General features: G+C 28.5%; 12 protein-coding genes and 1 riboswitch. Of the genes, 11 read left to right on the forward strand and 1 reads right to left on the reverse strand.

Translation table 11 applies throughout. The features are described from left to right. The first annotated feature begins 70 nt into the window (after positions 1-70). The 7 genes from IC173_RS03900 to IC173_RS03930 all read left to right on the forward strand — a co-directional run bounded on the left by IC173_RS03900 (position 71) and on the right by IC173_RS03930 (position 7,554). Positions 71-376 (forward strand): UxaA family hydrolase, encoded by a 306-nt coding sequence (locus IC173_RS03900; RefSeq protein WP_227433922.1) that lies wholly within the window; start codon positions 71-73, stop codon positions 374-376. Positions 377-528: 152 nt separating this feature from the next. Then, positions 529-1,689: a UxaA family hydrolase gene (locus tag IC173_RS03905; RefSeq protein WP_227835183.1), complete on the forward strand. Its 1,161-nt coding sequence runs from the start codon at positions 529-531 to the stop codon at positions 1,687-1,689. Positions 1,690-1,741: 52 nt separating this feature from the next. After that, positions 1,742-2,644 (forward strand): fumarylacetoacetate hydrolase family protein, encoded by a 903-nt coding sequence (locus tag IC173_RS03910; RefSeq protein WP_227835184.1) that lies wholly within the window; start codon positions 1,742-1,744, stop codon positions 2,642-2,644. Between the two features lie 83 nt (positions 2,645-2,727). Then, positions 2,728-3,621, forward strand: a complete 894-nt coding sequence (locus IC173_RS03915; protein ID WP_227830910.1) for a dihydrodipicolinate synthase family protein — start codon at positions 2,728-2,730, stop codon at positions 3,619-3,621. Between the two features lie 122 nt (positions 3,622-3,743). After that, positions 3,744-3,924, forward strand: a riboswitch (cobalamin riboswitch). Between the two features lie 202 nt (positions 3,925-4,126). After that, a complete protein-coding gene (locus IC173_RS03920; RefSeq protein ID WP_227855191.1) occupies positions 4,127-5,257 on the forward strand; it encodes an ABC transporter substrate-binding protein in 1,131 nt (376 codons plus the stop codon). Positions 5,258-5,329: 72 nt separating this feature from the next. Then, entirely contained in the window at positions 5,330-6,355 is a 1,026-nt protein-coding gene (locus tag IC173_RS03925) for a FecCD family ABC transporter permease (RefSeq protein ID WP_227433927.1), read from the forward strand. 2 nt (positions 6,356-6,357) lie between these two features. Further along, positions 6,358-7,554 carry an ABC transporter ATP-binding protein gene (locus IC173_RS03930; RefSeq protein ID WP_227433928.1) on the forward strand — a complete coding sequence of 399 codons (1,197 nt, stop codon included), beginning with the start codon at positions 6,358-6,360 and terminating at the stop codon, positions 7,552-7,554. Between the two features lie 174 nt (positions 7,555-7,728). Here IC173_RS03930 and IC173_RS03935 read toward each other — a convergent pair whose 3' ends face one another. Continuing rightward, a complete protein-coding gene (locus tag IC173_RS03935; protein WP_227855192.1) occupies positions 7,729-8,454 on the reverse strand; it encodes a pentapeptide repeat-containing protein in 726 nt (241 codons plus the stop codon). A gap of 425 nt (positions 8,455-8,879) precedes the next feature. Here IC173_RS03935 and nrdE point away from each other — a divergent pair, with 425 nt between their 5' ends. The 4 genes from nrdE to IC173_RS03955 all read left to right on the forward strand — a co-directional run bounded on the left by nrdE (position 8,880) and on the right by IC173_RS03955 (position 13,637). Continuing rightward, positions 8,880-10,979, forward strand: coding sequence for a class 1b ribonucleoside-diphosphate reductase subunit alpha (gene nrdE / locus IC173_RS03940; RefSeq protein WP_227433930.1), 2,100 nt, complete (start codon positions 8,880-8,882; stop codon positions 10,977-10,979). A 12-nt stretch (positions 10,980-10,991) separates the two neighbouring features. Continuing rightward, complete coding sequence (nrdF, locus tag IC173_RS03945; RefSeq protein WP_227433931.1) at positions 10,992-11,963, forward strand: class 1b ribonucleoside-diphosphate reductase subunit beta; 972 nt, start codon at positions 10,992-10,994, stop codon at positions 11,961-11,963. Between the two features lie 84 nt (positions 11,964-12,047). Then, positions 12,048-12,674: a GyrI-like domain-containing protein gene (locus IC173_RS03950; RefSeq protein WP_227433932.1), complete on the forward strand. Its 627-nt coding sequence runs from the start codon at positions 12,048-12,050 to the stop codon at positions 12,672-12,674. A 63-nt stretch (positions 12,675-12,737) separates the two neighbouring features. After that, positions 12,738-13,637: a helix-turn-helix transcriptional regulator gene (locus IC173_RS03955; RefSeq protein ID WP_227433933.1), complete on the forward strand. Its 900-nt coding sequence runs from the start codon at positions 12,738-12,740 to the stop codon at positions 13,635-13,637. Positions 13,638-13,640 lie beyond the last annotated feature (3 nt).

The raw sequence follows: 13,640 nt of genomic DNA on the forward strand, positions 1-13,640 counted from the left end.
AGATATATAATTGCTAAGATGATTTTGTATATTAATAAAACTATATTATTTATAAAGGAGAATAAAGATAATGATAAATGCAGTGATAATTGATGAAAAAGATAATGTTGCAGTGGCTATTGAGGCAATATCTAAGAATAGTGAAATTAATTTTAAATTAAAAGATAAAACGATAAAGACAATAACAGCTTTAGATGATATAACTATTTATCATAAATTGGCTATAAAGGATATGGCTGAGGGAGATAAAGTTACTAAATATGGAGAACACATAGGAGAAGCTAATCAAGAAATAAAAATTGGTCAACATGTACATATTCACAATGTTAAAAGTGTTAGAGAAGATTTAGATAAACAAATTGTATCGAACATATAAAGTAACATTTATAATTCAATAAAAGTCATATTTAGTATTAAATGATTAAATAAGTAGGATTATAGTTATCTAATTAGCAATAAGAATAAAATTTATAGTACAAGAAAATCAAATAAAGTATGATAAATAGACTATTTTAGGAGGAAATCAATATGAAATTTTATGGATATAAAAGACCAGATGGAAGAGTTGGCATAAGAAATCACATATTAATATTACCTACAAGTGTGTGTGCATCAGATACAACGAGAATTATAGCCTCACAAGTTCAAGGAGCTGTTACTTTTAATAATCAAAATGGCTGTTCTCAAGTAAGTTCAGACCAACAATTAACTATGGATGTTATGGCTGGATATGCAGCAAATCCTAATGTATATGGTGTGATAGTTGTGTCTTTAGGTTGTGAAAATTGTCAAAATGACTTGGTAGTTGATGCAATAAAAGAGAGAACAAATAAACCAATAAAGACTCTTGTAATACAAGAAGAACATGGAACTTTAAAAACTATAGAAAAAGCTGTTCGTTGTGCTAGAGAAATGGCACAAGAAGCTTCTATACTTAGAAAAGAAGAATTCCCAATATCTGAACTTATATTAGGGACTGAATGTGGTGGGTCTGACCCAACAAGTGGGCTAGCTGCTAATCCGCTAATAGGAGAATTAAGTGATAGACTTGTTGATTTAGGGTCTACTTCAATTTTAAGTGAAACTACTGAATTTATAGGAGCAGAACATATATTAGCTAGAAGAGCAGTAAATGAAGAAGTAAAAGAAAAAATACTACATATAGTACATAGATATGAAAATTCATTAAAATTAGTTGGAGAAGAAGTTAGAGAAGGAAATCCATCTCCTGGAAATATAGCTGGTGGACTTACAAGTTTGGAAGAAAAATCACTAGGCTGTATACACAAAGGTGGGCACAGAGTAATAAGTGAAGTATATGATTATGCAAAGCAAATTGATAAGAAGGGTCTTGTAATAATGGATACACCAGGAAATGATGCCTCATCTGTTGCGGGTATGGTTGCAGGAGGCGCTCAAGTAGTAGTATTTAGTACAGGGAGAGGGACTCCATCAGGAAATCCAATAGCTCCAGTAATAAAAATAACTGGAAATAAAATAACTTTTGCAAATATGGAAGATAATATGGATTTTGATGCTAGTCCAGTTATATATGGACCACAGACAATGGAAGAATTGACAGATGATTTATTAAATCTAGTTGTAGATGTAGCAAATGGTAAGCAATCAAAAGCAGAATCACTTGGATATACTGAAATGGCAATAGCTAGAGTATGTAATTATGTATAAAATATAAGACTTAAAAAAGTATGCACTTAGAATTTTACTAAAGGGTGATAGTATGAAGTTTGTTAGTTTTAGTAGTATAGAAGATACATCTAAAAAGGTAGGAATTCTCTCAAAGGATGAATTGTTTGTTATTGATGTCAATTCCATAAGTCTTAGTAAATTTTTTATAGATGTAAATGATTTAATTCAAGGTATATCTCAGGATGATATTATTAAGTTAAAAAATATTATAAGTGAAGAATCATTTAATAACTATAATGTTTTTAAAAAAGAGGAGTGCACTATACATGTTCCTATAGAAAAGCCAATACACGATATTTTATGTGTAGGAGTAAACTATAAAGAACATCTTGAAGAAACTCAAACTCATTTTGATAGTAGCTTTGAAGAACCTGAGAAAACAGTCTATTTTACAAAACGTGTGACAAAGGCGATAGGTCCAGAAGATGAGATAGATGCTCACTTTGATATAAATAATCAGTTGGATTATGAGGTTGAACTTGGAGTAGTAATAGGTAAAACAGGTGTTAATATAGAAAAAGAAGATGTAGAAGATTATATCTTTGGTTACACTGTGATAAATGATATTTCTGCTAGAAAGTTGCAAAAAGAACATGTTCAATGGTTTAGGGGAAAGGGATTAGATACATTTACATCTTTAGGGCCATGTATCTTACATAAAAGTGCAGTTTCTTTTCCAGTAAAACTTAATGTATATAGTAGAGTAAATGATGAAGAAAGACAAAATTCTAATACAGAGTTATTCATATCAGATATCTCAGATATAATTTCAGAACTTTCAAAAGGGATGACTTTAGAGGCAGGGGATATTATAGCAACTGGAACACCCTCTGGAGTAGGGATGGGCTTTTCTCCTCCTCTATATATGAATAGTGGAGATGTAATTGAATGTGAGATTGAAAGTATTGGAATATTGAAAAATTATGTTAAGTAAATGTTTTATTATATATAATCTTAAAACATAGGCTATAAGCATATTAAATGAACATATCAAAATAAATTTTAGGAGTTTAAATTATGAAAGCAGAATTTTTGACACCAGTTGTTACAATATTTGATGAAGACGGAAATTTAGATAGAGAAGGAAACAAAAAAGTATATGATTACCTTATAGATGGGGGAGTAGATGGTCTAGTTATAATGGGAAGTACTGGAGAGTTCTTTAATATGTCTATGGATATGCAAAAAGAACTTATAGATTTAGTGGTTAATCATGTCGATAAGAGGGTTAAAGTGTTTATAGGTACAAGTCGTATGTGTGCAGATGAGTCTATAGAACTTTCAAATTATGCACATAATAGTGGAGCAGATGGAGTTATGATAATAAGTCCTTATTATTTCTCGCTTGATGATGATAGTATTGAACTTTTTTATAGTAAGATAGCTGAGAACACAGATGCTGAAATATACCTATATAATTATCCAGATAGAACTGGTTATGATTTAAGTCCAGAACTTACATTAAAGCTTGCAAGAAAGCATGAAAACATAGTTGGATATAAAGATACAGTAACTTTAATGGGACATACTAGAGATTTAATAAATACTATGAAAACAGAGTTCCCAAACTTTAAGATATACAGTGGATATGATGAAAATTTTATACACAACTTAATGTCTGGAGGAGCAGGATGTATAGGAGGATTATCAAATCTAATTCCAGAAGTATGTTCTAAATGGGCTGAAGCTTATAATAATAAGGATATGGATAAAGTTATCGAAATTCAAAAATATATTAATAAAGCAATGGATTTTTATTTAATAACAAATCCATTTATACCAGCAATGAAGAAAGCTATGAATATTAGAGGATTAGAAATAAGTGACTACGTAACTGCTCCATTTATAAAACCAGATGAAAATCAAGTATGTAAAATTAAAACTTTGATGGATGAATTAAATATAAACTAAGAAGATAAAGAGGGTTTTAGATTGATTTTTATAGTCATTTTAAGCCCTCTTTTTGAGTGGATATATTAAATCAACCTTGCAAAGTAATTAACAATAAACTACAATTATCTTAATGAAAAATTAAATGTAAATAATACTAGGGTACTATTTTAGTTTAATAGGGAAAGTGATGTAAATTCACTACAGCCCCCGCTACTGTATACGGATACAAAATCAAATCCACTGAGATTCATAATAATTTTGGGAAGGTTGATGGAGGACAGGCCGTGAGTCAGGAGACCTGCCCAGTATTACATAAATACAATTTAGGGTGGAGATTGTAGTTTATAATAAAATGAGATATCAATTCATTTTTTATAAAATTGATATAGAAGCTTCTCCTTTCTAATTTAGGAGAGGTTTTTTATTTTGCTAAAAAGCTATATTTATAAAATTAATTTTAGTAAAATATTTTTTTAAAATATGTGTAGCCACTCATAAAAAATAAAATAATGGAGTGAAAGTGATGAAATTCAAGTCAAATGTTTTAAAGCAGTTTTTTTTAGTTGTAATGGTAATTTTTTTGGCAGGAGGTATTGTAGGTTGTAGCAAAAAAGACAAAACTAATGAACAAGTTAGTAATGGGAAAAAATTAGAATTAAAATATGCAAGTGGATTTAGTGTTGAGAATTTAGAAGATGGAATTAAAAAGGTTGTTGATGGAGATAATAGAGAACTAATTTTGATTCCTAAAAAGATAAAAATACCTGAAAAATACAAGAATGCAAATATAGTTAGAACACCTGTGGATAATGTATTGATAGCATCTACAACACAAGCTTGTTCTTTAAGGACAATAGGTGAGTTAGATAGTATAAAAGCAGTAACAACAGAAGAACAATATTGGACTATCAAAGAAATTAAAAATTTAATGAAGGATGGGAAGATACATTATGTTGGTTCAAATTTAGCACCAGATTATGAAAAAATAGTAGACTTAAATCCTGACTTGACTATAGTGAGTAGTGGTTTATCAGAAGCGGATACAAAATTTATAGATAAATTAGAAGAATTGGGACTTAACTATGTTGTAGATAATGAATATAAGGAACAAAATCCATTTGGAAGAATGGAGTGGACAAGCTTGATAGCTGCATTTTATGATAAAGAGGATATAGCTACTAGTGAATTAGATAAAACAGTACAAAAAATAGAAGAGGTTAGTAAAAAAATAAAAAACAAAAGTAAACCTAAAGTTGTATGGGCATCTGTATATGAAGGGAATGCTTATATAGCACCTAAAAATTCATATGTAGATAATATGATAAACATGGCAGGTGGAATAAATGCTTGTGCTTCAATCGATTCAAATGAAGGGCGAGTAAGTATTGAGCAATTACATGAAGTGGCAAAAGATGCAGATATATTTGTATATTCATCAAGTTCAGATTATGCACCAAACTTAGAGTCTATAAAATCTAGTGCACCAGTGTTATCTGATTTAGATGTTGTCAAAAATGGAAATTTATGGGTGTTTGCTCCGGATTATTATCAATCAGTGGATAAGACAGATGAATTAATAGTGGATTTAGTTGAAATATTTCATCCAGGTACTACAGGTGAAAAGATTAAGCATTATATAAATTATGATAAATAATAAATAAGATTAAATTAACAAGAAAACTTTATAAATTTGAGTTAATCTAGTTTTATTAAGAGGAGTATATAGATGGACTTTACCAATAAAAACAGAATTAAAAAGACTACTATATTTATAACCTTAATTGTAGGTATAATACTTACTTTTTTGATATGTGTAGCATTTGGTTCTGTAAAAATCGAATTTAAAGAAATAATAGATGTTGTATTAAGAGGAATGGATAGTACAGAACACTATAAAATAATTTATAATATAAGGATTCCTAGAGTCCTTGCAACTATGGTGGGAGGTGCATGTTTAGCAGTATCTGGTATTTTACTACAGATATTTTTTAAAAACCCAATAGTTGAACCATATATATTAGGGGTGTCTTCAGGAGCGACTTTATCAGTAGCACTTATGATTTTAGGAGGATATACATTAGGATTTGAAAGTATAAATTCAATGAGTATATTTATAGCAGCATTTGTAGGAGCTTTAATTGTAATGTCTATAGTTATTCTATTTGCCAGCAAAGTAAAAAATATAACAACACTTTTGGTGATAGGAATTATGACTGGCTATGTATGTAGTGGAATTACAAATATATTACAATCATTTGCAAATAATGAAAAATTGAAGGAATTTACTATGTGGTCTATGGGTAGTTTTTCCGGATTTACATGGGAAAAAGTAGAAATACTTATGATAGTTGGGATATTAGGTCTTTTGATGACTATATTCATAATAAAACCTCTAAATGCTTTTTTACTAGGAGAAGAATATGCAAAGAGTATTGGTGTAAATATAAAATTTTTTAGATTTTTGGTAGTATTTATATCTAGTATACTAGCGGCAATAGTATCAGCATTTGCAGGTCCTATAGGATTTATTGGTCTTGCAGTACCACAAATCTCAAAATTGATATTTAAAACATCAGACAATAGAGTATTGATACCAGTAGTAATTCTTTTAGGAAGTATAGTTACAGCTCTTTGTGATTTAGTATCCAGAGTAATTTTGTCACCAATAGAATTACCAATAAGTGCAATAACTTCATTATTAGGTGCTCCAATTGTAATAATGTTATTGATGAAAAGGAAGGATAGGGCTTAGACATGTTGAAAACTAACAATTTAAGTGTTGGATATGATAAAAAAGTGGTTGTAAGTGATATAAACATAGAGGTGAAAAAAGGAGAAATATTATGTCTTTTGGGAAGCAATGGAGCTGGGAAAACTACTATATTAAGGTCTCTATCTAAACTTATAACACCGATAAAAGGTGAAATATATTTAAACGATATGGATATAAGGCATATATCCAGAAAGACATTGTCTAAAATGATGGCTTTAGTACTTACAAATAGATTATTAGGAGATTTAATGACTGTACAAGATGTAGTTAATATGGGGAGATATCCTTATACAGGATTTTTTGGAAATCTCTCTAAAAAAGATTTAATGATGGTGGATGATTCATTAAAATCTGTAAATGCCCTTCATTTAAAAAAAAGATATTTTGATGAACTTAGTGATGGTGAAAAACAAAAAGTCTTGGTTGCAAGAGCATTAGTTCAAGAGCCAGAAATAATCATATTAGATGAACCTACAACCCATTTAGATATAAAGCATAGATTGGAACTTATGAACATACTAAAAAAATTAAGTAAGGAAAAATCAATATCAGTAATACTTTCATTACATGAAATAGATATAGCACTAAAAAGTTGTGATAAGGTTGCTCTTGTAAAAAATAACAAAGTTATAGCTTATGGTCAGCCAGAAGATATGGTAGACGAAAATATGATAAATTCACTCTATGAATTAGAGGATAAAAATTTTAATAGTTTATTAGGTGCAGTAGAAATTAGCAATAAATCAAAAAATGAAGTTTTTATAATTGGTGGAGGCGGTAAAGCAACACCAATCTACAGAGCTTTTACTAAAAGAGGCATAGGTATATATTCTGGCATAATACATGAAAATGATATTGATTATGAAATTGGTAGGACTATGGGCATAAAGTTGTTTACAGAAAAGCCATTTGAGTCAATAAGTGATGAAAGTTTCGATTTGGCTATTAGAAATTTAAATAATTCTAAGATTATAATAGACACAGGATTTAGCGTAGGAGAAACTAATAAAAGAAATATAGATATTATAAAAGAGGCTTTAAAAATAAATAAAAAAGTTTATTCATTTAGAAATAAAAGTGAGAGTAATAAGTATTATAAGAGTCTGAGTAATAATATAGAATATGTAGATAAAGTTTCTAAAATGGTGGATAGTATTGATATAAATAATTTACTGTAAATTGTAATTTATGGCATATTTAGAAATGATAAAATATATAAAAGAGTATCATAAGGAGATTTTTAAAGTGCATTTTTTAAATCTCTAGATACTCTTTTTGAGAAAATATTTATTTAGTAATACATTTTTTTACTGTGTATTTTCAATTACACACTTCAATAAAAAAATAATACTTTATAGATAACCAATAGCTTCTTCTCTAGTTAAAAAAAAGTGAATTCCTGTAGTTGATTCTTTCCATCTATTTTCATGAAAATTTTCAGCTACCACCATTTCTCCTACTCTATATATAAAATTTTCATCAGCATATGCACGAGCAGTTTTAAAAGATTCTTTGCCATCTATACTTGTAATCGACAGTACTTTTGCTTTATCACATCTACAAGCATTTGATGTAGCAGATACTCTTTTTGCGTCACTTGGTATTAATAATTGTACCATTCTAAAATTAAAACATTTTTTATAGCCTATAAACGCTCCTGTTTCAGGACAGTATAATTTAAAAAAACGAGTACTTTCATCTGATATTACTCCATACAATGTAGCATATTCTAAATTAGAATTTTCTAGATTAGTACCTCTAATATCTGAGTTAGATAAATTACAAAATCTAAAATTTGCACCACTTAAGTCTGTATTTTTTAATATAGAATTTTTTAATGAACAATCTGAAAAATAAGAATTCTTAAAGCTAGAGTTTTCTAAATCTGCATTTTCTAAATTTAAATTGATAAGGTCAGACCAGGAAAAGTCAATATTACTTAAATAATATCCTCTTAAATCCATATTTTCTAATCTTACTTCTTTTAAATCAGCTCTTTCTCCATCGTTATTATTTTTAAGCCATAAATAATGTTTCTCAAGTGTTTTTTCTAATTCTTGTTTAGAAATAGTTTTCATTAAAATCACCTTCACAAATTTATTTTTATATATTTAGTAGCAAAATAGTCATATATTTAATTATATAACAATGAATAAAAAACTTCTAAATAATATATAAAATATTAAATATATTATTGAAGATTTATTATCTCTAGTAACATATAAACACTGGGTAAACATTTTTATGGTTTTATTTAAAGAATAAAATAATATCAGTAATACAATAATAAAAGTTTAGATATAAAAAAATTTGTGTATATACTATATGTAGTATATAATAGATAAAGCACTAACTATATGTAGTGCTTTTGTTTTTGAAAAATACTTATTATGCCCTATAATTATAGGTTGTTTTTGGAATTTACGCTGATAAATATTAAAAGAAATAATAAGTAAATTAAATGAAATTATAGCACAAGATTATGTTAAAAGGACGGTAAATAATGAATTGGATAGAGCTTAACAATCAAGTGATAATTAAAAATGAACAAGGGAAATATCAACTGGAAAAGGATAAGGAAGCCCTAAGTAGTTACATAGAAGAATTTATAAATCCAAAGTTAAAGAAATTTAATAATCTAGAAGAAAGATTGAAGTATCTAATGGATGAAGGTTATTATTTAGAAGAAGTAATACATAAATATAGCATGGATTTTATTAAAAAGATATACAAACTTATTGAGGAACATAAATTTAAGTTTCAATCATATATGAGTGCAAATAAATTTTATCAAAATTATGCATTAAAAAGTAATGATGGAAAAGAGATATTAGAAACATATAATGAAAAAGTATTAATTGTAGCTTTAACATTAGGAAATGGTGATGAGAGTCTAGCTTTAAACTTGGCAGACAAAATAGTAAAACAAGAATTTCAACCAGCTACACCTACATTTTTAAATGCTGGAAGAAAGAGAGCAGGAGAAATGGTATCATGTTTTTTACTATCTGTAGAAGATAGCACAGAAGGTATTTCATATGCGATATCTTCATCAAATCATTTATCAAAAATAGGTGGAGGAGTTGCGTTAAACTTATCTAAGCTTAGAGCATCAGGTGAATCTATTAAAGATATAGAAGGTGCAGCTGGAGGTGTTGTTGGAGTAGCTAAAATGTTGGAACAATCATTCAGCTATTTTAATCAGATGGGAGCTAGACAAGGTTCTGGTGCAGTTTATCTCACAGTATTTCATCCTGATTTTGAATTATTGATGGATACTAAAAAGATAAATGCTGATGAAAAAATAAGACTTGCTACATTATCGCTGGGAGCTATTATACCTGATAAATTTATGGAGTTAGCAGAAAAAAATGAAGTAGCTTATGCATTGTATCCTCATACTGTGTATAAAAAGTATGGAGTTTACCTTGATGAGATAGAAATGAGTGAGTGGTATGATAGATTAGTTAATGATGAAGATATAAGAAAAAAAGAAATAAATCCTAGACAAATGTTGACTAAAATAGCACAAATGCAACAAGAAAGTGGATATCCATATGTAGTGTATATAGATACAGCCAATAGGGAACATACATTGAAAGAGGTTGGTATGGTAAAAATGTCTAACTTGTGTTGTGAAATCTTCCAGTATCAAACATCTTCAGAAATAGAAGGCTATGGTGGAGAAAATAAATGGGGTCAAGATATAAGTTGTAATCTTGGTTCTTTAAATATAGCAAATGTTATGGACAATAAAACTATAGAAAGCACAGTTGAGACATCAATAAGAGCATTGACATTTGTAGCGGACAAAACAAACATAAAGCCAGTACCAACTGTAAATAATAGTAATAGCAAATCTCATTCTATAGGATTGGGAGCTATGAATTTGCATGGATACTTAGTAAGAGAAAATATTTTATATACTTCAGAGGATGCTGTAGAGTTTTCTGATGTATTTTTTGCAATGATTAGATATTATTCAATTAAAGCATCTATGAAAATAGCTATAGAAAAAAATCAAACTTTTGAAGGGTTTGAAAAATCAGAATATGCTAAGGGAAGAAAAAGCAAGGTATTATCAAAATACTATGAACAATCTTATCTACCTAAGCTAGAAAAGGTAAAAGCATTATTTGAAGGTATTTATATACCAACAAAAGAAGATTGGACAAAATTATTGGATGAGGTCAAAGAAAAAGGTATATATAATGCATATTTAATGGCAGTAGCCCCAACTCAAAGCATTAGTTATGTCCAAAATGCAACATCAAGTATAATGCCAATTACTGAGCCAGTAGAAGTAAGAACATATGGAGATTCAACTACAATATATCCAATGCCATTTTTAACTAATGAAAATATGTTGTATTATCAATCAGCATATAGAATGGATATGAGGAAAGTTATAGATTTAGTATCAACAGTTCAACAACATGTTGACCAAGGAATATCAACAACATTGTTTGTTACAGATGAAAAGACAACTAGAGATATAGCTAGACATTACATATATGCATATAAAAAAGGTCTTAAAAGTTTATATTACACAAGAACAAAGATGACAAGAGATACTCATGAGTGTCTAGTATGTTCAGTATAGGGAGAGAAATATATGACATTTAAATTACATAAAACACATGATGCAGTTAATTGGAATAAAGAAGAAGATGGATTCACACAGGCTTTTTGGGAACAAAATGTAAAACAATTTTGGCTTCCTGAAGAAATATCTGTCTCTAAAGATATTAAGGTATGGAATGAATTAGATGATAATGAAAAAGACTTATATAAAAAAGTGTTAGGTGGACTGACATTATTGGATACAAAGCAAGGGAATAATGGAATTCCATCAATGATGGGTTTAACAGATAATCTTCAAAGAAAAGCAGTTTTATCTTTTATGGGTACTATGGAAGAAATACATGCAAAAAGTTATTCTTCCATATTTATGACTTTGCTTTCTAACTCCGAGATAGATGATTTATTTGAATGGATAGAAACAGAGCCAACATTACAACGAAAGGCTGATTTAGTTCTAGCTCAATATGAAAATACTACAAACCAAAAGAATTTATATTTATCAATGGTTACAAGTGTGTTTTTGGAGAGTTTCTTGTTTTATTCAGGATTCTTTTATCCATTGTATCTGTCTGGTCAAGGAAAAATGGTGGCTAGTGGAGAAATAATATCACTTATTCTTAGAGATGAATCTTTACATGGTAAATACATAGGGCTTCTTGCACAAGAGATATACAATTCATTTAATAATACTGATAAGAAAAAATTAGAAGATAAGATGTATTCTATACTTGCTAGTCTTATGGAAAATGAGATAGAGTATACAAATGTAATATATAAAGATAGTGGACTTGAAGAAGAGGTTGTAGATTTTTTGAAATACAATGCAAATAGAGCTTTAGAAAATTTAGGATTTGAAAGACTTTATAATGTAAATGCTATCAATCCAATTGTGTTAAATGGACTTAGTACTGAAACTAAAACACATGATTTCTTTTCAACTAAAGGTAATGGATATCAAAAAGGGGTCTATGAAGAGTTAGAAGATGAAGATTTTATAATATAATTTATTTTATAAAATGTGACACGCTGATGTCACCTTTAGCATGATAATATCAATGTATAAAATGTATATACGGAGGTATTTTTTATGAAATATGAATGGAGAAAAAAAGATAAAGAGTTATATTTACCTAAGAAGAATCCTGTGATAGTTGAAGTACCAGAGCAGAAATTTATCATGTTAAAAGGCAGTGGAGACCCAAATACTAAAGAATTTACTGAAGCAATAGGAGTACTTTACTCTTTGGCATATGCAATAAAAACTATGACCAAAAAGGGAATTGTACCAGAAGGGTATTTTGATTATACTGTTTTTCCTTTAGAAGGTATATGGGATAAGGGAGAAAAAAGCAAATGCTCAGATATACTTATTAAAGAAGATTTGATTTATACTATAATGATACGTCAGCCAGATTTTGTTACACAAGACCTGTTAAATAAAGCTATTGATATATTAAAAAAGAAGAAACCACATAATCTTCTTGAAAAAGTTAGATTTGGGTCTATTAATGAAGGTCTATGTGTTCAAATGCTTCATATAGGCTCATATGATGATGAACCAGAAAGCTTTGACATTATGAGAGAATTTTGTAAAAAAAATAAGCTTCTAAGAAAATCTTATATACATCGTGAAATTTATATAAGTGATGCTAGAAAAGTATCTCCTGAGTCATTGAAAACTGTTTTGCGTTTTGAAGTAGAGAGGGAAATGTAAGCATTATATTATGATATTAGATTGCTTTATTTTTATACTATAATAAAGTAATGAGGTGATTATATGAAAAGTAATAGATTATTTGAAATTATTTATATCCTGTTAGATAAGAAAAGAGTAACTGCAACGGAGTTAGCTGAACACTTTGAAGTATCTAGGCGAACTATTTGTAGAGATATTGAAATATTGTCATCTTCTGGTATTCCAATTTATACTGATAAAGGTAGAAATGGTGGTATAGGTATTTTAGATAATTTTACTTTTGATAAATCTATTTTATCTGAGCAAGAGCAGAAAGAAATTCTAGCATCACTAGAGGGTTTAAATATGCTTAAATATCCAGATATGAATTCTACATTAGCAAAACTTAGAGCCTTGTTTTGTAAATCAGATTTAAATTGGATAACTGTTGATTTTTCTCATTGGTGTAGTAATAATGTAGAAAAAGATAAATTTATAAAGATAAAATCAGCTATATTAGATTGTAATATTATAACTTTTGAGTATATAAGTACTTATGGAAAGATAACTAAACGTTGTGTAGAGCCACTTATGCTTTGGTTTAAAGAAAAGTCATGGTATATTAAAGCTTATTGTCGTCAAAAAAATGATTATAGAATTTTTAAGGTCGTAAGGATGAAGAATATCTGTATTTGTGAGCAGACATTTATACGAAGCATACCAATTGAAGTGGGAGAGATAAAAGAAGATAAGAATAAAAATATTATTTTAAAATTGAAAATTTCTAAAGATATAGCATATAGAGTTTATGATGAATTTGATATTGATAATATATTATACGATAACGATGGAAATTTTATTGTAAATGTACAGTATCCTCAAAATGATTGGATTTATGGATATGTGCTCTCTTTTGGAAATCACATTGAAGTATTAGAACCCATAGATGTTAGAGATAAGATTTTACAGATTGTTGATGATATTAAAATAAAATATTTATAATTA

The organism is Clostridioides sp. ES-S-0048-02 (genome assembly GCF_020658495.1).
GTDB lineage: Bacteria > Bacillota > Clostridia > Peptostreptococcales > Peptostreptococcaceae > Clostridioides.

Excerpts from the sequence above, each read along its gene's own strand:
- IC173_RS03910 (WP_227835184.1), top strand. The coding sequence starts at position 1,742 with ATGAAGTTTGTTAGTTTTAGTAGTATAGAAGATACATCTAAAAAGGTA.
- nrdE (WP_227433930.1), top strand. The coding sequence starts at position 8,880 with ATGAATTGGATAGAGCTTAACAATCAAGTGATAATTAAAAATGAACAA.
- IC173_RS03925 (WP_227433927.1), top strand. The coding sequence starts at position 5,330 with ATGGACTTTACCAATAAAAACAGAATTAAAAAGACTACTATATTTATA.
- IC173_RS03930 (WP_227433928.1), top strand. The coding sequence starts at position 6,358 with ATGTTGAAAACTAACAATTTAAGTGTTGGATATGATAAAAAAGTGGTT.
- IC173_RS03950 (WP_227433932.1), top strand. The coding sequence starts at position 12,048 with ATGAAATATGAATGGAGAAAAAAAGATAAAGAGTTATATTTACCTAAG.
- nrdF (WP_227433931.1), top strand. The coding sequence starts at position 10,992 with ATGACATTTAAATTACATAAAACACATGATGCAGTTAATTGGAATAAA.
- IC173_RS03915 (WP_227830910.1), top strand. The coding sequence starts at position 2,728 with ATGAAAGCAGAATTTTTGACACCAGTTGTTACAATATTTGATGAAGAC.
- IC173_RS03935 (WP_227855192.1), bottom strand. The coding sequence starts at position 8,454 with ATGAAAACTATTTCTAAACAAGAATTAGAAAAAACACTTGAGAAACAT.
- IC173_RS03955 (WP_227433933.1), top strand. The coding sequence starts at position 12,738 with ATGAAAAGTAATAGATTATTTGAAATTATTTATATCCTGTTAGATAAG.
- IC173_RS03920 (WP_227855191.1), top strand. The coding sequence starts at position 4,127 with ATGAAATTCAAGTCAAATGTTTTAAAGCAGTTTTTTTTAGTTGTAATG.
- IC173_RS03905 (WP_227835183.1), top strand. The coding sequence starts at position 529 with ATGAAATTTTATGGATATAAAAGACCAGATGGAAGAGTTGGCATAAGA.
- IC173_RS03900 (WP_227433922.1), top strand. The coding sequence starts at position 71 with ATGATAAATGCAGTGATAATTGATGAAAAAGATAATGTTGCAGTGGCT.